Origin of the sequence: Tenacibaculum gallaicum, from assembly GCF_003387615.1 — a bacterium.
Classification (GTDB): Bacteria; Bacteroidota; Bacteroidia; order Flavobacteriales; family Flavobacteriaceae; genus Polaribacter; species Polaribacter gallaicus.
The window spans coordinates 539,806-559,981 of sequence record NZ_QUNS01000001.1 but is presented as its reverse complement, the minus strand read 5'-3'; the positions used below and the strand labels follow the sequence as shown (position 1 = coordinate 559,981).

Genomic DNA, 20,176 nt, shown 5'->3' with positions numbered 1-20,176 from the left:
CTTGTTTGTTTGAACTTACAAATATACATTTTGTTATGAAGTAAAAAGAATTTGTAACCTGATAAAAGTCATATTTCATCTTTAAAAATTTCCTGAATTTTGCTCGAACCTTAAACCAAATAAAAAAATGGAAACTACACAAAGACACATTATTGACGAAGAAGTACAATGGGACAAAACTAAAACCATTGTAAGTAAAACTGATGTTTACGGAACCATCTTGTATGCTAATGATGTTTTCTCTAACACTTGTGAATACAGCACTATCGAATTAGTAGGTGAACCTCACAATATTATTCGACACCCAGACATGCCAAAAGTAGCTTTTAAAGTTTTATGGGACGCTCTTAAAAAAGGCGAGAACTTTCATGCAATTGTTAAAAACCTAACAAGAACAGGTAGATATTATTGGGTTATTACTGACTTTACTATTGATAGAGACGAGGAAGACAAAATTGTTGGATACACAGCTAGAAGGAAAGCAGTTCCTGATGGTGTTGTAAAGAAAATTAAACCTATATATAAAACACTTTTAGATATTGAAAAACTAAAAGGTGAAAAAGCTAGTGAAATGTATTTTCAAGCTTACTTAAAAGAAGAAGTTGGTAAAACATATAATGATTTTGTCGTTGACTTATTTAACGAAGAACTTTCTAAAGAAGAAGCTGAAAAAGTTAAGAGTGAAGCAATTTCTTTAAAGAAAGGGTTGAACTGGTTTTTCTTCGGAGAAACTAATCCAAAATAGATTACATCCTCAATAATCCTCTTAAAAACATTCTTCTAAAGGAGCGAAACATATGTTTCGTTCCTTTTTCTTTTAACATTAATTTTCTTTGTACACTCTTACTTTAAAAACAGCACTATCCTGTTATTTTTAAAGAAAAAATAACACAATACAATTATTTAAAAACTACTATTTTAGATTAAATAAAAATTACTTGTTTTTAACAACTTTTAACTCAACTAAAAACCAAATCAAAATACACTCCCGTACCAAAAACCTTATATTTGCTGATTATTTTTAAGTAAACCACCCCGAAAAACTATTAAAACAAAAGGAATGGACACAAACAATGCTCTTAGACCTTCCAAAACCATAAATGAGGAAGTAAAATGGGACAAGTCTAAAACAATTATTAGCAAAACAGATCCTGTAGGAACTATTTTATATATGAACGACACTTTCGAAGAAGCTTCGGAGTATAATAAGATAGAGCTTATTGGAGAACCTCACAATGTTATTAGGCATCCTGATATGCCTAAAGTAGTCTTCAAAGTATTATGGGACAACCTAAAACAAGGGAACAATTTCCATGCTATTGTTAAAAACTTAACAAGAACAGGTAGATACTACTGGGTTATTACTGATTTTGATGTAGAAAAAGATAATAATGGAAAAATCACTGGATATACTGGAAGAAGAAAGTCTTTACCTGAAAATGTTGTAAAGAAAATAGAACCTTTATACAAAACGCTATTAGAAATTGAAAAAGTTAAAGGTGAAAAAGCAAGTGAGTTATATTTCAATTCTTTCTTACAAGAAGAGGTTAACGCCTCATATGACGAATTTGTTGTAAACCTATTTGAAGGAGAAACTGCTAACTTAAAAGAAGCAGAAAAAAAGGCTGTAGTAAAAGAAAGTGGAATGATTAAAAAAGGACTTAATTGGTTTTTCTTTGGAGAAACAAATCCTAAATAACCTTCAAAAGCATAAATAAAACCGCTTTTAAAAAGCGGTTTTATTCTTTTATAAAATCAATATTTCTTAATATTCCAGAAAACTTAGTACGCTTTACTGCCGATTTCTTGAACACCTTACTAAAGGTTTCTTGTGTTAACTCTTGCCAATCACGTTTTGTCATTTGCAATAAACTTTCTTGCGGTGTAAACAAACTTTCTTCGTGTGGTTGTGAAAAACGATTCCAAGGACATACATCTTGACACACATCGCAACCAAACATCCAGTCTTGCATTTCACCTTTAAACTCTGATGGAATTGCATCTTTTAATTCAATAGTTAAATACGAAATACACTTACTTCCATCAACTGTATTATTAGGCAAAATAGCCTGTGTTGGGCAAGCATCAATACAGCGAGTACAACTACCGCAATGATCTGTTTTAAAAGGTTCGTCGTACTCTAATTCTAAATCAATAATTAATTCGGCTAAAAAGAAAAATGACCCTTGTTGCTTTTGAATTAACAACGAATGTTTTCCATTCCAACCCAAGCCTGATTTCTCAGCCCAAGCACGCTCCAAAACAGGTGCTGAATCTACAAAACAACGACCAGACACTTCTCCTATTTCATCATTAATTAATTGTAATAATTCTCGTAATTTATCTTTGATAATGTGGTGATAGTCTTGACCATAAGCATATTTCGATATTTTATAACTTCCTTCCTCCTGAACTTCCGAAGGAAAATAATTATAGGATAAAGAAATTACCGATTTTGCACCGTCAACTAATAAACGAGGATCTAAACGTTTATCAAAGTGATTTTCCATGTAACGCATTTCACCATGATATCCGTTTTGTAACCATTCTTCTAAACGAGGAGCTTCTTCTTCTAAAAAGTCAGCTTTTGCAATACCGCAACCTAAAAACCCCAAACGTTTTGCCTGCTCTTTAATAAAGGATGAATACTGCTTTCTTCTGTTCAAAATAAATAGTTTTATAAGTGCAAAATTACCAAAAGAAAAATTATAATTTTATTCACTTTCTATTTACAAATAAATCCTGAACTTTGTTCGTTAGTATTACATGACAAACTTTATTCATAATGAAAAAGATATATAAAATAGTATTAGGTGTTGTAATTTTTTTCTTCATCCTTTTGATTAGCATTCCCCTGTTATTTCAAGATAAAGTGATGAACTTAGTAAAAACTACAATTAACAACAACGTAAATGCACAAGTTGATTTTAGCGACTCTAGCCTAAGTTTACTTAGAAACTTTCCAAACGCATCTGTTCAATTATCAAACCTAACGGTTATTAACAAAGCTCCTTTTGAAGGTGACACCTTGGTATATGCGAAAGAGGTAAACTTAGCATTAAAACTTACAGAGCTTTTTAAAGCTTCTTCTGATCAATTAAACATCAAATCTTTTTCTATAGATGATGCTTTGGTAAGTGTATTAGTTGATGAAAAAGGAAATGCCAATTACGACATTGCAAAGCCCTCAGAAACAGAAGAGAATAAAAATGAAGAACCATCAACTTTTGGATTATCAATTAATTCGTACGCTATTAACAATGCTACGATAAAATATAATGACAAACAAGGTAAGTTAAATCTTGAGCTTACTGAATTAAATCATAGCGGAAGTGGTGACTTTTCTCAATCAAATACAGAATTAGACACCCAAACTTCAACTTTAGTTTCTTTTGGAATGGATGGAAACTCGTATGCTAAGGATCAAAAAATAGAGTTAGATGCTATTTTAGGAATGGACTTAACCAACATGAAGTTTTCTTTCTTAAAAAATGAAGCTAAACTAAATAATCTTCCATTGGTTTTTGATGGTTTTGTTCAAATAAACGAGAACAATCAAGAAGTTGACATTAATTTTAAAACTCCTTCATCAGACTTTAAAAACTTTTTAGGATTAATTCCTGAAGCCTACACTAAAAGTATTGCTGGAGTAAGCACTACTGGTAATTTTAGTGTAAACGGAAAAGTAAATGGAATTATTGATGACAAACATATTCCAAAATTAGATATTTCCATGAAGTCTAATAATGCTTCATTTAAATACCCTGATTTACCAAAAAGTGTTCAAAATATTAACATTGATGCTCAAATAAAAAACACCACTGGTAAAACCGAAAATACGTTTGTTACTATTAATGGTCTTTCTTTTAAGATTGATCAGGATACTTTTTCTGGAAAAGGAAATATTTATAACCTAACTTCTAATCCAAAAATAAACGCTAGTTTAAAAGGTGTTTTAAACCTTGCCAATATTAACAAAGCATATCCTATTGATTTAGAAAATGAATTAAGCGGGATTTTAAAGGCTGATTTGCATACGGAATTCGACATGAAAGCGATTGAAAACAACACTTTAGGTCGCATTAAAAACAATGGAAAAATGGAAGTGAGTAACTTTGTTTTTTCTTCAGAAGATGTTGTAAATCCATTTCATATCAAAAACACTGAAGTTAATTTTACACCAGGCACCATTACCTTAAGTAAGTTTGATGCTACCTCAGGAAAAAGTGATTTAAAAGCTACAGGGACAATTAAAAACTTGTTAGGCTTTTTACTTTCTGATAAAAAATTGCAAGGAAACTTTAAGGTAGATTCAAACACTTTTTATGTGAGTGATTTTATGCAAGAAAATACTGAAGCCGCTGAAAATAAAGAAGAAATATCTAAAAAAGATACTCCAACAGAAGCTTTAAAAATTCCTGCATTTTTAGACTGCGCTGTTTCTGCTAACGCCAAAACAGTACACTATGATAACTTAACCTTGCAAAATGTAAAGGGAACGCTTCTTTTAAAGGATGAAAAAGCCATACTACAAAATATGAATGCTGGTATTTTTAATGGTCGAATCGCATTGAATGGAGAGGTTAACACTCAAAAAAAACAACCTACTTTCGATATGAAATTAGGTATTAAGTCTTTTGATATTGCACAATCTTTCACTAGCTTAGATTTACTACAGTCACTAAGTCCTATTGCTGGAGCTATGAATGGTAAATTAAATTCAGACATCGATTTATCAGGAAACTTGAATGATGATTTTACTCCAAACCTTACCTCAGTTTCTGGTAATGCTTTAGCTGAGTTATTAACAACCAGTATTAATCCTGAAAAAACAAAAGCACTTAGTTTATTAAACGATAAATTATCTTTTATTGATTTAAAAAAACTAGATTTATCTGATATTAAAACATACTTATCTTTTAAAGAAGGTAAAGTAATTGTAAAACCATTTGATTTAAAATATAAAGATATTGGTATTACTGTAGGAGGTAGCCATGGATTTGATAAAACAATGAACTACAACGTTACTCTTAATGTTCCTGCTAAATATTTAGGTAATGAAGCACAAGGGTTACTTTCAAAATTAAGCGCAAAAGATCAACAAAACATTACTGTTCCTATTACCGCAAGTATTGCTGGAAATATGACTAATCCTTCTGTAAAAACCGATTTATCTTCATCGGTTACTAAGTTGAGTCAGAAATTGGTTCAGCAACAAAAAGACAAGTTAGTTAACAATACTATAGGTGGATTATTAGGAAATAAAAAGAAAGATAGTACCAGCACAACCAGTAAAAAGGAAGAAACTGTTAAAAAGGTAACAGACGTTTTAGGTGGTTTATTCGGAAAAAAGAAGAAAAAGCAACAAAAAGACACTGTTAAGTAATCTTTTGTAACATTTTTTCTACTTCATAGTCTTACTTATATTAAGAGAACTTTGTAAGTTATTTAACACTTCTTAAATACACTTTACAAAGTTCTTCTTTTATGTTTGTTAACAACAACTAACTGATTATGAAAAATATAACTACATTTTTATTTTTAGCATGCTCTTCAATTACTTTTTCTCAAATTAAAGGAAAAGTTACAAATACCAAAAGCCAACCGATTTCTTTTGTAAGTGTATATTTAGAAAACACTATTACAGGTACCACAACCAATACAAATGGTGACTACGAACTAGCATTTAACTCAAAAGGAAAGCACACGCTAATATTTCAAATGCTAGGGTATAAGACTCTAAAAAAAACTGTTGAAATTACCTCTTTCCCTTTTACTTTAAATGTTACATTACCCGAAGAAGAGGTTACTTTGGATGAAGTTGTCATTTCTTCTGAAGAAAATCCTGCTAACAAAATTATTAGAAATACCATTGCTAGCAAGGCAAAAAACACGGATAAGTTTGCTGAGTATACTGCTGATTTTTACTCTCGTGGTTTATTTAAGGTAAAAGATTTACCAAAAAAGTTTTTAGGACAGGATATTGGTGATATGGGTGGTGGATTAGATTCAACCAGAACAGGCATCGTTTACCTTTCTGAAACTGTGTCTAAAATCGCATTTCAGAAAAAACCTAAGAACTTTAAAGAGTATATTATTGCTTCAAAAGTTAGTGGACAAGACAACGGAATTAGTTTTAATCAAGCTGAAGAAGTAAATTTTAACTTTTATGAAAACTCTTTTGATTTGGCTGATGTTAAAGTTATTTCTCCTATTGCAAATGGTGCTTTTGGTTATTACAACTATAAACTAACTGGTGTTTTTTATGATAAAAACGGAACACTAATTAACAAAATTCAACTTTTACCAAAACGTAAAAACGATCGGGTTTTTAGTGGGTTCATCTATATAGTTGAAGATGATTGGGCTATTTATGGTGCGGATGTTATTGTTACTGGCGCACAAATAAGCTTGCCTATTGTAGATTCACTACATATTAAACAGAATTATAATTTCTCTACTAAAAACAAAGCTTGGGTACCCGTTACACAAACTATAGATTTTAAAGCTGGTTTGTTTGGTTTTCATTTTAACGGTCGATTTTCTGCTGCTTATTCTAACTATAATTTCAGTCCCAACTTTACTGAAGATACTTTTGGTAACGAAGTGCTTTCATTTGCTGAAAATGCTACAGAAAAGGATTCAACATATTGGAATAAAATTCGTCCTGTTACGTTAACTTCTGAAGAAATATCGGATTACAAATTAAAAGACAGTATAAAAACCATTCGAAAATCGAAGAAATATCTAGACTCTATTGACACCAAAAATAACAAGTTTAAACCCTTAGATATTCTTTCTGGTTACACTTACCAAGACTCTTACAACAAGTGGTCGATAAGCACTTCTTCGCCTATTGAAAATCTTAATTTTAATACTGTACAAGGATGGAATTCTTCTTTAGGTGTTAACTACCGAAAATCACTGAACAAAAAAGGAAAACGTTTTAGTATTGGGGCTGATGTTAATTATGGTTTTTCAGAGAAAAAAGTGCGTCCTACAGCCAACTTTAACTATCGTTGGAACAATACTACACGACCTGTTTTAACAATTTCTGGAGGAGTTGCCACGTCACAATTCAACCCAAAACAGCCTATTTCTAAGTTTTGGAACACAATAAGTTCTATTGGTTTTGAAAGAAATTATTTAAAAATTTATGAAAAGACATTTGCCAAAACAACCTTTTCGCAAGAAGTAACGAACGGAATACGTATGTTTTCTTCTTTGGAATTTGCAGATAGAAAACCATTATTTAATACAACTGATTATGTAATGTTCCCACAAAATGATGTAGATTATACTTCTAACAATCCGCAAAATCCTGCTGATTTTTCAACAGGTTTTACGCCGCATCAAATGTGGACTTTTTCTTTAGGAGCGAACATAAATTTTGGACAAAAATATTTATCATATCCTGATGGAAAATATAGCGTTCCTAATAGTAAGTATCCGTCGCTGTATATTGGTTATCAAAAAAACTTCGGATCTGGGAATTCTGAATGGAATTCAGATGTAGTTTTTTCTCAATTATATCAACAAATAAACTTAGGCAACTGGGGTGAATTTGCTTACAAAGCGAAAGGAGGCATGTTTTTAGAAAAAAAAGATGTTCCATTTATAGATTATGCTCATTTTAACGGAAATCGCTTGTTAATAGCTCCAAAAGATAACTATTTGGACAACTTTTACATGCTTCCGTATTATAAGTTAAGCTCTAATGATAAATACGCTGAACTTCATGGAGAATATAATTTTAAAGGAGCATTATTAAGCAAGGTTCCTTTGTTAAATAAACTTAACTTTCATCTAGTTACTGGAACAAAAGGACTATTTACAGCAGGCAACAAACCTTATTCTGAATTTGCTATTGGTTTAGATAATGTTGGCGTTGGAAAATGGCGCTTTTTACGTGTAGATTTTGCTCGCTCTTACTTTAACGGAAAACATGAAAACAGAGTCATTTTCGGGATAAAATTGTAGATTTGTTATATGAAAATAAGCATTCTATTTTTCGGTATGGCCACAGACTTAGTTGATAGTTCTACATTAGAAATTGAACTTCCTAACAAAAGTACTGTTGCTAGCTTTAAAGAGTTTCTTGTAGAAGAATTTCCTGAGTTACAAAAAATGAGTTCGTATGCTGTAGCTATTAACGAAAGTTACGCTACAGACGATATACTCATAAAAGAAAATGATGTAATCGCAATTATTCCTCCTGTTAGCGGAGGGTAATTTTTCTCAATAAAGTAAAATATTAAGCTTCTGCCTTTTTTAAGTATTTACCAACGAAAAATGTTCCGAAAGGTAAAATAGAAAGTAAACAAACAATTCCGAAAGTTTTACCATTCCAATTTAGCTCGTACTTTAACATAATAGCCAATACGATATAGCCAACAAATAATAATCCGTGAGGCATACCAAGCATTTTAACATACTCTGGATTTCCTTGTAAGTATTTAATTGGCACAGCAATAAAAAGTAATAAAATGTAAGATATCCCTTCTAATAAACTTACTAACTTGAAAAAATTAATCATTTGTATTTTACTTAAAAATTGGTTAGCAAAGATACTGAAATATTACGTCCTGCAGCTGAAACTCCCGACGCAAATTCTTTATAATGCTCATCAAATAAATTAGACAATTGTGCTTGCAAAGCGATGTTTTTTGTGAACTGATACTTCCCATACAATCCAACAGTCATCCAACTAGGAGTTCCATAATATTTGTTAACATCTTCAGTTGCATTAGGATTCACAATTGGCGTCTGTTCATGGTTATCAATCCCTTCAGTTATGTTATAATCTGAAATATCTTTTTTAGCATTAAAAACTAGATTAGCTCCTCCTTCAAGTTTATTATTAACGTAGCTTAAATCAAAACGACCAAATAATGGCGGAATAGATGATAATGGTTCGTTTGTGTCATAAGCTTCGCCATGTGTATAGGTAATAAATCCAGAAGTATTCCAGTTCTTATGTAGCTTCCCTTGGTAACTCACCGTAGCACCCGTAACATAAGCTGTTCCTTTATTTACATTTGCTACCATAGTTCCTTCTTCTCCATCATACTCAATAGTTGAGCTTCCATTCAACTCAAAACTCTCTCTATAAATATAATTATTCAACAAAGTATAATACACGTTAGCTCCAACTCTAAACTTTCTATTATTAAAGTATTTTTGAACTCCGATTTCAGCATTATATGCATGTTCTGGTTTTAATTTTATATTGGGTATTGTTACTTTTCCATTTTTCTCTCTTATTTTTCCTACGTCGTCAATATTTGGTGATCTAAAACCAGAAGATAACACCGTATTTAATTGCCAAGTTTTATTTGGTTTATATACGTACCCTATAGTTGCTGTTAGCGATTGATTATCTAGTTTTATATCATTTTGAGGAATATCTATAAACGTTTCATCAAGCCATTTTGCTTTCAACACAGTATTGGTACCTCTAATTCCTGTGTTTAATGTTGATTTATCATTAATATCTTGACGATAATCTACATAAAAAGCTGAACTTAAATAACTGCTTCCTCCATCAGGATATCGAGATTGCACGGTAAAATCATCATCAAAACCAATAATTTTATTACCATTAACACGCAATGTTTTTCCATAAGAATTTGATGCTACATCATTGTAAGTAACTTCTACTCCATACCCTAAATTCCTTCTTTTAGCTAAGGGTATTGTAAAATCTCCATTCAAACTAAAAACATCTACACTTTCATTTCTGTAAGACCTATCTAAACTTCCATACTTTCGTTGTATACGACTTTCTTTTATGTTTTGATACGCTAAAGTTATTGTACCATTATCCATCCATTTTTTCTTAGGATTGATAATTAACTGCGGAGATATTAACAAACGTTCTTGTGGACCGTAATACCATTCAGCAAACTTTAAGTTTCCACTTTTCAACTCAGTTAACTTGTCAAAACGCGGGATGCTTGAAGAGGTTGAATACTGTAAGTTTAGTTTAAAATCAGTGTTTTTTGAAAAAGGAATATAAAATTTTTGTAGCACGTCTGTTTGACTGTAGCCTGTATTTCTTTGTAAATTCTCATTAAAATTGGCTACTGGTGTATCATTGTAAAAAGTATTCGTGTTGTTAGAGTAAAAAGGAACTTTTCCCCAATCATCAAAACCGTGAGAACGATTTTCTCCCATTTTTAAATCTCCAAAATTACTATGAGCTACACTTGTAAAAGATGCCCATTTTTTAAACCTCAGTTCGGCAGAAACTACATTTGTTATTTCATTATTTGCTGAACTATATCGTAAAAATGTATTTCCTTTAATTTCACTTCCTTTTTCTGATAACTTCGGAGTTTTGGTATAATAGTGAATTACTCCACCTAATGCATCAGAACCGTAAATTACTGATGACGGACCAAAAACGACTTCTGTTCTATCTAATAAATTTGGAGCTACTGTAATTGAGTTTTGTAAGTGTCCTTTTCTATAAATAGCATTATTCATACGAACACCATCAACCACCAAAAGCACTCGGTTACTTTCCATTCCACGCAAAACAGGACTTCCTCCTCCAAACTGTGATTTCTGAACTTTAATCCCTGGTACACTTGCTAATAAATCTGCTGAAGTTTGTGGAGATAGTTTCTCAATTTCTTTTGAAGACACCACTGCTATTTGCTCTGCAATTCGATTGGTTTTTTCTCTATTTTTAAAAACTGAAACAACTACCTCATCTAACTGCTCAGAGTTTTTTGATAAATAAACGTGGTAGTTATTCTTTTTTATTGCTGATTTTTTTTCTTGGTATTCTGCATACGACACGTGTGCAAACGTAAGCAACTCATTTTTTTTAAAATTAGAAACATCTACTTTCCCAAACTCATCACTTACTGCCGATGTTACTTTACTTTTATTAAACACTGCAACAGCCTCTACAGGCTTACCTGTTTCAGCATCAATAACAGTAATAGTTTGAGAAAAAATTGTGGTAATAAATAATAAAAAAAATACAGTAATTCTTTGCTTCATATTAATTAAATACGGTTTCTAAAACATCTAATGATTTGGGTTCTCTAAATCCCTCCAAATGTAATTCATAATATTGAACTATAATTCGGAGAATAATTTGTCTTTCTTTTTTCGAATAAGAAATTGAATTAATTGCATCAAAATTTATGCCTAACAGGCTTTTAAATAACATTATCTCTTTGCCTGAAAGCGTTAACTTTTCATATTCAGTATTAGTAAACCTTCCTTCTAATAAATTAAAGGCTAATCTATCAATATTGGTCGTATCTGGATAAAAGCCAAGATACCTAGATAAATTCAATAAAAACAATATATGAAAGTTTGCTACTTCACCATGTGTATCTAACCAAATTAAAGAGGTTTCAATATAACTATATAAAGAATTGTTTTCTTCTTCCTCTTGAAGGATATACGATAACACTTCTGATAAAAAAAGCACAATGGTTTGTTTAACTACGGAAGTATGAATAGTTTCATACGGGTGAATTACTTGTACTTCTTTAATAGAATGCAATGAGCTTTTATTGCTGTGGTTTGCGGTAAGATTTAGTTGTGTTAGTGGCTGAAAATGTGCTGGCTTTAATTTTCCTTTTTTTGATTTTAACACTCCTTTTATCATGTACGATTTTACTCCTTCTTGTAAAGTAAAACATTTTACAATTAAACTGGTATCGCCATATTTAAGAGAGCTTAAAACAATGGCTTTTGTAGTAATTACAGCCATTTAATTATGTTTAACTGTTAAAATCATTAACCAAAGATATTCAATAATATCAACAAAAATGGTACATTCGTATAAATTTGATTCCGTTTTGTATGACTATAGAAATAGAGCGAAAGTTTTTAGTTAAATCCACAGGTTTTAAGAAAAAAGCTTTTCAAAAAAACTACATAAAGCAAGGTTTTTTAAATTCAGATAAAGAGCGCGTAGTACGAGTTCGAATTAAAGACAACACAGGTTTTTTAACTATCAAAGGAGCTTCTAACACTAACGGAACTACTCGTTTTGAATGGGAAAAAGAAATTGACAAAAAGGAAGCTGATGCTCTTTTTAATTTATGTGAAAAAGGAATTATTGAAAAGTACCGTTATTTAGTAAAAGTAGACAGTCATACTTTTGAAGTAGATGATTTTTTGGGAGAAAACAACGGTTTATTAGTTGCCGAAGTAGAACTAGAAAACGAAAACGAACACTTTACAAAACCTGAGTGGCTAGGTGAGGAAGTTACTGGAATTTCCAAATACTACAATTCTAACTTAAGCAAGTTCCCTTATAATAAATGGTAAAAAAACTGCTTGAAAATATTTCAAACAGTTTTTACTCCCCTAACAAAACTCTTTTCTTATTTTTTAAGAATACTAAGAGTTTTTATTTGTTTTCCTGATTGGATTTTTAATAAATACATTCCTTCTCTTTTAATTACACTATCATCAATTAGTATAAATGTAGATGGTGATTGAATGTCTTTACTGTGTATATGCCTTCCCAGTAAATCATATACATCTAATCGTATGGCTCCATCTTTAGAAAGACTAGAAACATCAATTTTAGTTTGTGATATAAATGGATTGGGTGTTGCAGAAATAATTCCACTATCATTTAACTTTTCATGGTTAGCCCCTACAACTCCGCTTCTTGTTACTGTTGTAATTGCCGCATTTGCCGTTTTATTGTAAGCGTAATCTGTCAACGTATAAGATTGCCCATCACTTGCAACCGAAATATGGAACCATCCATAGTGCGGATTTCCATTTATTTTAAAAGTAAACCCAATAAAGCCAGTCTTCCCATTCCACGATGTATAATCAGAAGAACTAACCGTATAAGGATATGAGTTTGCTACAAAATTACTTGGAACTCCAACAGAAACACCTTCTGCTAAATAGGATATATTACTAGTCGTACTTTCGCAAACAATATCTTTATTATAGGTTTCTAATCGTACTGAATTACTAGTATACCAAGCTCCATAATCTGTATTATCGCCTGTTTCAATTTTAAAAACTTTCCAAACATCATTTGGTGTGACCGTTAAATCATCTATATCAACATATACTATATCATCATTTGTGTTACACGATTCACAAGAACCTCCACAGTCAACTCCTGTTTCGTCTCCATTCTGAATATCATCGTTACACGTAACTACTCCACTTCCTATAACGATTTTATAGTCTTCCACCTCACCATAACTAAACGATTCGCAAGCTGTGGCAATTCCATTGTATTTCATAGACACTCTCATTCTAGTCTCTCCAGAAATTACTGAATTAGGCACGGTAAACTCTCCTGTTACCGAAGTGTCTTTAGAAGCAGTTTTGCTCCAAACTTGCTCTCCTGAATCTGTAAAATCTCCATCTTGATTATAATCGATCCAAACACTATATCCTTCAGAATAAATAGTACTACTCCAACTTGGTGTTATGGTTATTGAATAGTCACCTCCTTTTGATAAACTAGTTGACACTGTAGATGTATAATCTGCATATCCTCCATTTGAACCAGAAGAACTATTATTAATCGTATTTAACTGCACGTTGCTAATAAATTCATCATTAACACTTTTACCGTTAGAATCACAATAGGTTATTACACAAGGCTCACATGAACCACCACAATCAACTCCTGTTTCGTCTCCATTTTGAATGCCATCATTACAAGTTGATCCTCCATCCCAAACTTTGCTTCCTGCCTTAATGGCTCCATAAGGCTCTGTACTATATGCATAATCTAATAAACTATACGAAGTACCATTGTTGTTAACACTAACTCTGAACCAACCATAATTAGTTTTTCCAGGGTATAACTCTAATTGAAAACCTATGTAAGCGGTTTTACCATCCCAGGAAGTGTAACTAGCATTTCTAATTACATGCAAATCAGGATATCCTCCTCCGTCTACCCAAGAACTTTGCTCATCAATTACTGTATTTAGGTCAACTGGTTTTACATTTCTAGTTCCTGATTGACATACTAATGCTTTTTTATACGTCTCTAATATCAATGAATTATTTTCATAAAACGTTCCAAATCTATTATTACTAGCACCATCTATTGTAAAAAATGTCCATGTATTTCCTGAGTTAGCTGTGTAATCTTGATTATCAAAATACACCACTTTATAAGGATCATAAAAAGAGAAATTAAACGTTACTTTATCAGAATTTAAAGAGGGCGTTCCTCCTGAAATTGCTGCATTTTTAAAGGTAATTGTACCTGTTGAATTATCAGCTTTAGCATGATTTAATACTTGACCTGTAAATTTTACATTTAACTTTTGATTATCTACTACCGTAATTTGTGCTGATACCCCTTGAGGTAGACTTGTATCAAAATGTGTTCCTTCAAATAAACTTCCAGAACTAACGGTAAAAGCACCTCCTTGAAGCGTAACATTTTTAGCTTCATTAACTATCGCTCCATTGTTTGATAATGCTTCTTCCACTATTGGACTATCTACGACTAAAGACGCTCCTGTTAAATCTACCCCTGTAGATGTTAAGTTAGCTGGTTGCCATAAAGGTTTACGTGCTGGATGTTGTAATGCCGTGAGCATTCTATCTATTTGTCCTTGAGTAAACATTTTTCCACAGCCAGCAGCGGCGTCATAGCCCATATAATTTTCATAATTAATTAAATTACCACAATCACTAGCACCAACGGTACAGCCATCATCTCCAGAATTAGAATCTTCTTTTGGTGTGTCGTCTACATAGTCTCCATTTGGGTCGTTACATCCACCTTCAAACGTGTGTATAAGGTTTAACCAATGACCAAATTCATGTGTTAATACCGAAGCAAATTCTTTATTTGTATTACCATGAATATAACGCCCATTATAAACCACTCTAGCGGTATTATTATCAGACATCGCTGTATTAGGGTACCATGCAACTCCAGAGTTTGTCGCACTTCCATCAGCATACAAATCTCCCATAATGTATACATTCATATACTTATAGTTATCCCAAGCATCGGCTGCTATTTGGGCATCATAACCTGAACCATTTCCATATCCAGCTTTTTCTGGATGAAATACAACACCATTGGTACTACCTCCATTAGGGTCTATTTTTGCCAAAGCAAATCGAATACTAAGAGTACCTCGTCTTCCTGAAAAAATGGGATCAACAGTATTGAAGTCATCATTAAGCCCGTTGAAATCCTCGTTCAGTTTATCTAACGCAACTTCTATTTTTTCATAAGTTACGGTTTGTCCATGTTGAACTGAACCATAAACATGCACAACCACTGGAATGGTATAGGTCTCTTCTGCTCTATTTAAAAGCGAAGTTTGTTTTTTTCTAACTACATTTTTTGTGTAGTTATTAAATTTGTCAAATTCTTTTTTTGATTCAGGGTATTTTAAAAATACCTTTTGATTTTCACTTGTAACCTTACAGTCTTGAGCCAGTATAGCTTCAACACAGAAAAACAACAAAAAGAAGAAGGGTAACAAAATAATTTTTTGTTTCATAATTGATTGATTTTAAATTACTTAAAACAAACCTACAGTTATAAAACAAATCAATTTAATACAATACTAACCAATACAGACAGTAAATTACCTATTAGTATTATTTTAACTTTAAATTTACAGATATTTCTTTTTTTTAACAGTAAAACAAAATTAATCAATATAAAAAACCGCTAAAAAATGACTTAAACTTCCTAATAACACAAAAACATGGAAGGTTGCATGGTTATATTTCATTTTTTTTATGGAATAAAAAATCGCTCCAACAGTATAAAAGACCCCACCAAGAAAAAGATACAACAACCCTTCTTTTGATAAGTTTTCCATTAAAGGCTTTATTATAAAAATAACTTGCCACCCCATTAACAGATATAAAGCTGTTGACAATTTATCGAACCGTCCAGTAAAAAAAAGCTTCAATATAACACCAGTAACAGCAAATAACCACACAAAAACAAACATATACCAACCCAGCTTTGGTGACAGTACAACTAAACAAAAGGGCGTATACGTTCCGGCAATTAATACATAAATAGCAGCATGATCAAAAATATTAAGCCTCCGTCTAAGTTTAGGTTCTTTAGAAGCATGGTAAAAAGTAGATGCTGCATATAGAATTACTAAACTCAATCCGTAAATACAAAAACTAGCTACTTTCCAGAAGCTATGATAACTAAGTGATTTTTGTACAAGAAAAGGAAAAGCTACAATACTAAGCAGTAACCCAAATCCGTGGGTGAGTATATTTAACTTTTCTTCTTTTTCACTATAATGGTGATTTAAACTCTCGCTCATTGTTTAGTCGATTGGTGTCTTTCATATACAACTCATCATTTACCAATTCATTGTATATCACATTATATGTTTGCTCCTTAAGCTTTTTCTTATCACCAGTAGCTAAGTTCTCTGTTTCTATAAATTTACATTGCTTAACTCTTAGTGTTCCTGGACTGCCTTTGAAAAAATCCCAAGAAAATAAACGTTTTCCATCATAATACACTTGTGGTACAATAGGTATTTGATGTTCTATAGCTAAACTAAATGCCCCATTCTTAAACGGTGCTAAAACGATATTTTCAGCAGGTACTAACCCTTCAGGGAAAATAGCAACACTTGTTCCATTTTTTAATCTGCTATGGGCTTGTTCATAGACTTTTTTTCTACTTTCTAAATCACTTCTATCAACTACAATTACTACTTTTTTATAAAAAAAACCAAAAATTGGAAACTTTGCTAATTCTTTCTTTCCTACAAAAACTATTGGATTTTTACTCATAGCTATTAAAATCCATGGATCTATAAACGACGCATGGTTAGCACAAAACATATAACTTTTATTTCGATCTAGTTCTTGCTCTTTTTCAACTTTTAATCGAAACCCCATCCCATAAATTAAAAAGAAGGCCCAAGCTCTCACTACTTTCCAAAAAACTGGATAATATTTTTCATCTGAAGTTAAAACCAGCATAAAAGGTGCCATTAACAATATTGAAATTACAATTAACACATAGAACCAAACACGCCAAATAAACCGAACAGGAAAAAATATATACTTCAAATCTTTTAAATTACAATCAACTACCTAACCTTATACTTCTTTTTCTCAAGAAAACTTTAAGAACAAGGTTCCTCTAATATGCGAATGTAGTAATTTCTTTTGTTTGATAAATTTTAAGCTTATTTTTGCTCACTTAAGCAAGCACTTATTTAAAAACATTTCAAAACAGACTTATGTCAAGAATTTTAACAGGAGTACAAAGTACAGGAACCCCACATTTAGGAAACTTATTAGGAGCAATTTTACCTGCAGTTGAAATGGCAAATGATTCAAAAAACGAATCATTTATTTTCATTGCCGACATGCATTCTTTAACCCAAATTAAAGACGGAAACGAATTGCGAGAAAACACCTATAGTGTTGCGGCTACTTGGCTTGCTTGTGGTCTTGACATTAACAAAACCGTGTTTTATCGTCAAAGTGATATTCCTGAAACTACCGAGTTAACCTGGTACTTAAGTTGCTTTTTTCCTTTTCAACGTTTAACCTTAGCACATGGTTTTAAAGATAAAGCTGATCGTTTAGCTGACGTAAATGCTGGTTTGTTTACTTACCCAATGTTAATGGCTGCAGATATTTTATTATACGATGCTGAAGTTGTTCCTGTTGGAAAAGATCAGTTACAACATTTAGAAATGACTCGTGATGTAGCCAATAGGTTTAACAATATTGTTGGAGAAACTCTAGTTCCGCCTCAAGCTAAGATAAATGAAAACACGAAACTAGTTCCGGGAGCTGATGGTGAAAAAATGAGCAAATCTCGAAATAATTTTATCAATATTTTCTTACCAGATAAAAAGTTACGTAAACAAATTATGGCTATTCAAACAGACAGTAAAGCTTTAGAAGACCCAAAAGATCCAGATACTGACAATGTTTTTGCCATATATAAATTATTAGCTTCAGAAGAACAGATTGCCGTAATGCGTGCGAATTATGAAAATGGTGGTTATGGTTATGGACATGCTAAACAAGCACTTTATGAACTAATTATTGATAAATTTGCTGATGTTCGTGCTAAGTATAGTCACTATATGGAAAACCGTCATGAAATTGACGAAGCTTTAGCTGTGGGAGCAGAAAAAGCTCGTGTAATTGCAAAAGATGTACTACAAAGAGTTCGAGGTAAAATAGGATATTAATTAGATATACCCCCCTTAATAGATAAGTCCTTCTATCCTTAAAAAATTAGGAATGTATCCCTGTTAAAAATGGGAAATAGGTAACCCTATTAGATTGTGTTTTTTGATAACTTTACACAACTATTAACCCAAACTAACATATTATGCCACATTATGCACAAGGAACAACAGGATGGACAAAATTAAAAGGCTATCAAGCTTTATGGGATCCTAAAATTGATTTAGGTAAATTTTACTTTACGACATTTCAGGGGAAAAGACAGGAAACTCCATATATGACAGCAGATAATTTCGCAAGAGTGATTGACATTCTAAGAAATGAAACTCCTGTTTACGGAAACGCAACTACTGGCTCTGTAACCACACAAGGAGAACTTGTTGGTGAAGAAGAGAGCTAGGACGTTTAAATACCATAATTAATTAAGCCCAGAATAGATTTATTCTGGGTTTTTTACGCTTATTTATGTATATTTAACCTATGAAAAAAATGATAATTTTTGCATTTTTTGGAATTGTTGCTTGCAACTCTCCTAAGGAAAAGAAACAAATCGTAGAAGCCTCATGTGGTCAATGTAAACTTGGTTTAGACAGCCAACAAGGGTGTGATTTAGCCGTGAAAATTGACGAAAAAGCTTATTTTATTGATGGTGCTCACATAGATGATTTTGGAGATGCTCACGATAAAAATATTGGTTTCTGTAATGTAGTTAGAAAAGCAGAAGTTACTGGAAAAGTTGAAAACGGAAGATTTAAAGCTACCTCTTTTAAAATAATAGAGGAATAGATTTTAGATACAAAGTTTAGAAAACAGATAAAAAAATCCGAAGTAAGCTTACTTCGGATTTTTTTATCTCATATCTCTTATAAATTAAGGAGCTGGATTTGGAATTGCTTTGTGCACAGCTTCTATCTCAGCTAAAATAGCATCAGACAATTCTATATTAATTGAATTGATATTCTCTTTTAACTGACTCATTTTAGTAGCTCCAATAATATTACTCGTTACAAATGGTAACTGATTAATATATGCTAGCGATAACTCTGTTAACGTTAATCCGTGTTTATTTGCTATTTTTTGATACTCTAAAACCGCTTTTTCTGAGCCTTCGTTTTTATATCGTGCAATAAAGCGTGGAAATAAGGTTCCTCTCGCTCCTTCAGGAGTTTTTCCATCAATATACTTTCCTGTTAATACTCCTTGTGCTAACGGAGAATACGCTAACAAACCAATATTTTCTCGCATAGAGACTTCAGACATTCCCACTTCATACCCTCTATGAATTAACGAATACGAATTTTGAATCGTTACCATTCTAGGCAAATCATGTTGTTCTGCTGTTTGTAAATATTTCATCGTTCCCCAAGGTGTTTCATTAGATAAACCAACGTGTTTTATCTTTCCTTGTTTTACAAAGTCATTCAAGGTTTCTAAAATCTCTAAATGCTTTTCAGCTTCTTCTGTTGAAGTCTTATACGGATAATCACGTACTCCGAAACAATTCACCCCACGATCTGGCCAATGTAATTGGTATAAATCGATATAATCTGTTTGTAGACGTTTTAAGCTATCTTCAATTGCTTCGCCGATATTCTTTCTATTAAAACCACCTGTTCTAATATGCGCCGTATAATCACCTCCTCCAGCAATTTTAGAAGCCAACACTACTTTCTCTCTGTTGCCTGTTTTTTTGAACCAAGAACCAATGATTTTCTCTGTTGCACCATACGTTTCTGGAGTCGCAGGAACAGAATACAATTCTGCAGTATCAAAAAAGTTTACCCCTTGTTCTAAGGCATAATCCATTTGTTCATGACCATCTGCTTCGGTATTTTGTCTTCCCCACGTCATAGTTCCTAAACAAATTTTAGAAACTTTAATATCTGTAGTTGGTAGTGTTGTATATTTCATAATATTCTGTAATTGTTAAAGGTGTTATTATTGATTTGTTTAACAAAACAACAACGGTCATTTCGAACTTAAATGC

Annotated in this window: 17 protein-coding genes; 9 read left to right on the top strand and 8 right to left on the bottom strand. The window is 32.0% G+C overall.

From position 1 onward, the window contains the following. The first annotated feature begins 127 nt into the window (after window positions 1-127). Complete coding sequence (locus tag C7448_RS02580) at window positions 128-745, top strand: PAS domain-containing protein (protein WP_115899787.1); 618 nt, start codon at window positions 128-130, stop codon at window positions 743-745. A gap of 315 nt (window positions 746-1,060) precedes the next feature. Continuing rightward, window positions 1,061-1,699 carry a PAS domain-containing protein gene (locus C7448_RS02575; RefSeq protein WP_115899786.1) on the top strand — a complete coding sequence of 213 codons (639 nt, stop codon included), beginning with the start codon at window positions 1,061-1,063 and terminating at the stop codon, window positions 1,697-1,699. 40 nt (window positions 1,700-1,739) lie between these two features. Here the strand turns inward: C7448_RS02575 and queG are convergent, their stop codons facing one another. Next, on the bottom strand, window positions 1,740-2,666 hold the full coding sequence (gene queG, locus C7448_RS02570; RefSeq protein WP_115899785.1) for a tRNA epoxyqueuosine(34) reductase QueG: 927 nt from the start codon (window positions 2,664-2,666) through the stop codon (window positions 1,740-1,742). 119 nt (window positions 2,667-2,785) lie between these two features. On the opposite strand from queG, the gene C7448_RS02565 reads away from it, so the two are divergent. The 3 genes from C7448_RS02565 (at window position 2,786) to moaD (ending at window position 8,232) form a co-directional block, all read left to right on the top strand. Then, complete coding sequence (locus C7448_RS02565) at window positions 2,786-5,386, top strand: AsmA family protein (RefSeq protein WP_115899784.1); 2,601 nt, start codon at window positions 2,786-2,788, stop codon at window positions 5,384-5,386. A 128-nt stretch (window positions 5,387-5,514) separates the two neighbouring features. Continuing rightward, entirely contained in the window at window positions 5,515-7,980 is a 2,466-nt protein-coding gene (locus C7448_RS02560; RefSeq protein WP_115899783.1) for a DUF5686 family protein, read from the top strand. A gap of 9 nt (window positions 7,981-7,989) precedes the next feature. Next, entirely contained in the window at window positions 7,990-8,232 is a 243-nt protein-coding gene (gene moaD, locus C7448_RS02555; protein WP_115899782.1) for a molybdopterin converting factor subunit 1, read from the top strand. Between the two features lie 22 nt (window positions 8,233-8,254). On the opposite strand, the gene C7448_RS02550 is transcribed toward moaD, so the two are convergent. Genes C7448_RS02550 through recO form a run of 3 tightly spaced genes read right to left on the bottom strand, consistent with a single transcriptional unit; the run spans window position 8,255 to window position 11,737 of the window. Next, window positions 8,255-8,536: a DUF3817 domain-containing protein gene (locus C7448_RS02550; RefSeq protein ID WP_099214785.1), complete on the bottom strand. Its 282-nt coding sequence runs from the start codon at window positions 8,534-8,536 to the stop codon at window positions 8,255-8,257. 11 nt (window positions 8,537-8,547) lie between these two features. Further along, entirely contained in the window at window positions 8,548-11,013 is a 2,466-nt protein-coding gene (locus C7448_RS02545; protein ID WP_115899781.1) for a TonB-dependent receptor, read from the bottom strand. A gap of 1 nt (window position 11,014) precedes the next feature. Next, entirely contained in the window at window positions 11,015-11,737 is a 723-nt protein-coding gene (gene recO / locus C7448_RS02540; protein ID WP_115899780.1) for a DNA repair protein RecO, read from the bottom strand. Window positions 11,738-11,829: 92 nt separating this feature from the next. Here recO and C7448_RS02535 point away from each other — a divergent pair, with 92 nt between their 5' ends. Further along, window positions 11,830-12,300 carry a CYTH domain-containing protein gene (locus tag C7448_RS02535; RefSeq protein ID WP_115899779.1) on the top strand — a complete coding sequence of 157 codons (471 nt, stop codon included), beginning with the start codon at window positions 11,830-11,832 and terminating at the stop codon, window positions 12,298-12,300. A 56-nt stretch (window positions 12,301-12,356) separates the two neighbouring features. Here C7448_RS02535 and C7448_RS02530 read toward each other — a convergent pair whose 3' ends face one another. From C7448_RS02530 to C7448_RS02520, 3 genes are all read right to left on the bottom strand, one after another. Further along, on the bottom strand, window positions 12,357-15,491 hold the full coding sequence (locus C7448_RS02530) for a M43 family zinc metalloprotease (RefSeq protein WP_115899778.1): 3,135 nt from the start codon (window positions 15,489-15,491) through the stop codon (window positions 12,357-12,359). A gap of 153 nt (window positions 15,492-15,644) precedes the next feature. After that, on the bottom strand, window positions 15,645-16,286 hold the full coding sequence (gene trhA, locus C7448_RS02525) for a PAQR family membrane homeostasis protein TrhA (protein WP_115899777.1): 642 nt from the start codon (window positions 16,284-16,286) through the stop codon (window positions 15,645-15,647). Next, complete coding sequence (locus tag C7448_RS02520) at window positions 16,258-17,049, bottom strand: lysophospholipid acyltransferase family protein (protein ID WP_394342456.1); 792 nt, start codon at window positions 17,047-17,049, stop codon at window positions 16,258-16,260. The genes trhA and C7448_RS02520 overlap by 29 nt, the downstream gene beginning before the upstream one ends. 173 nt (window positions 17,050-17,222) lie before the next feature. On the opposite strand from C7448_RS02520, the gene trpS reads away from it, so the two are divergent. The 3 genes from trpS (at window position 17,223) to C7448_RS02505 (ending at window position 18,975) form a co-directional block, all read left to right on the top strand. Beyond that, a complete protein-coding gene (gene trpS / locus C7448_RS02515) occupies window positions 17,223-18,191 on the top strand; it encodes a tryptophan--tRNA ligase (RefSeq protein WP_115899775.1) in 969 nt (322 codons plus the stop codon). A 143-nt stretch (window positions 18,192-18,334) separates the two neighbouring features. Continuing rightward, on the top strand, window positions 18,335-18,589 hold the full coding sequence (locus tag C7448_RS02510; protein WP_115899774.1) for a hypothetical protein: 255 nt from the start codon (window positions 18,335-18,337) through the stop codon (window positions 18,587-18,589). A gap of 80 nt (window positions 18,590-18,669) precedes the next feature. After that, complete coding sequence (locus tag C7448_RS02505; RefSeq protein ID WP_115899773.1) at window positions 18,670-18,975, top strand: DUF6370 family protein; 306 nt, start codon at window positions 18,670-18,672, stop codon at window positions 18,973-18,975. A gap of 84 nt (window positions 18,976-19,059) precedes the next feature. On the opposite strand, the gene C7448_RS02500 is transcribed toward C7448_RS02505, so the two are convergent. Next, window positions 19,060-20,100 (bottom strand): NADP(H)-dependent aldo-keto reductase, encoded by a 1,041-nt coding sequence (locus C7448_RS02500; RefSeq protein WP_115899772.1) that lies wholly within the window; start codon window positions 20,098-20,100, stop codon window positions 19,060-19,062. Window positions 20,101-20,176: the final 76 nt, after the last annotated feature.

What these genes read in the sequence shown, in the direction of transcription:
- C7448_RS02580 (WP_115899787.1), top strand. Translation starts at nt 128, where the DNA reads ATGGAAACTACACAAAGACACATTATTGACGAAGAAGTACAATGGGAC.
- C7448_RS02575 (WP_115899786.1), top strand. Translation starts at nt 1,061, where the DNA reads ATGGACACAAACAATGCTCTTAGACCTTCCAAAACCATAAATGAGGAA.
- C7448_RS02565 (WP_115899784.1), top strand. Translation starts at nt 2,786, where the DNA reads ATGAAAAAGATATATAAAATAGTATTAGGTGTTGTAATTTTTTTCTTC.
- C7448_RS02560 (WP_115899783.1), top strand. Translation starts at nt 5,515, where the DNA reads ATGAAAAATATAACTACATTTTTATTTTTAGCATGCTCTTCAATTACT.
- moaD (WP_115899782.1), top strand. Translation starts at nt 7,990, where the DNA reads ATGAAAATAAGCATTCTATTTTTCGGTATGGCCACAGACTTAGTTGAT.
- C7448_RS02550 (WP_099214785.1), bottom strand. Translation starts at nt 8,536, where the DNA reads ATGATTAATTTTTTCAAGTTAGTAAGTTTATTAGAAGGGATATCTTAC.
- C7448_RS02545 (WP_115899781.1), bottom strand. Translation starts at nt 11,013, where the DNA reads ATGAAGCAAAGAATTACTGTATTTTTTTTATTATTTATTACCACAATT.
- recO (WP_115899780.1), bottom strand. Translation starts at nt 11,737, where the DNA reads ATGGCTGTAATTACTACAAAAGCCATTGTTTTAAGCTCTCTTAAATAT.
- C7448_RS02535 (WP_115899779.1), top strand. Translation starts at nt 11,830, where the DNA reads ATGACTATAGAAATAGAGCGAAAGTTTTTAGTTAAATCCACAGGTTTT.
- C7448_RS02530 (WP_115899778.1), bottom strand. Translation starts at nt 15,491, where the DNA reads ATGAAACAAAAAATTATTTTGTTACCCTTCTTCTTTTTGTTGTTTTTC.
- trhA (WP_115899777.1), bottom strand. Translation starts at nt 16,286, where the DNA reads ATGAGCGAGAGTTTAAATCACCATTATAGTGAAAAAGAAGAAAAGTTA.
- trpS (WP_115899775.1), top strand. Translation starts at nt 17,223, where the DNA reads ATGTCAAGAATTTTAACAGGAGTACAAAGTACAGGAACCCCACATTTA.
- C7448_RS02510 (WP_115899774.1), top strand. Translation starts at nt 18,335, where the DNA reads ATGCCACATTATGCACAAGGAACAACAGGATGGACAAAATTAAAAGGC.
- C7448_RS02505 (WP_115899773.1), top strand. Translation starts at nt 18,670, where the DNA reads ATGAAAAAAATGATAATTTTTGCATTTTTTGGAATTGTTGCTTGCAAC.
- C7448_RS02500 (WP_115899772.1), bottom strand. Translation starts at nt 20,100, where the DNA reads ATGAAATATACAACACTACCAACTACAGATATTAAAGTTTCTAAAATT.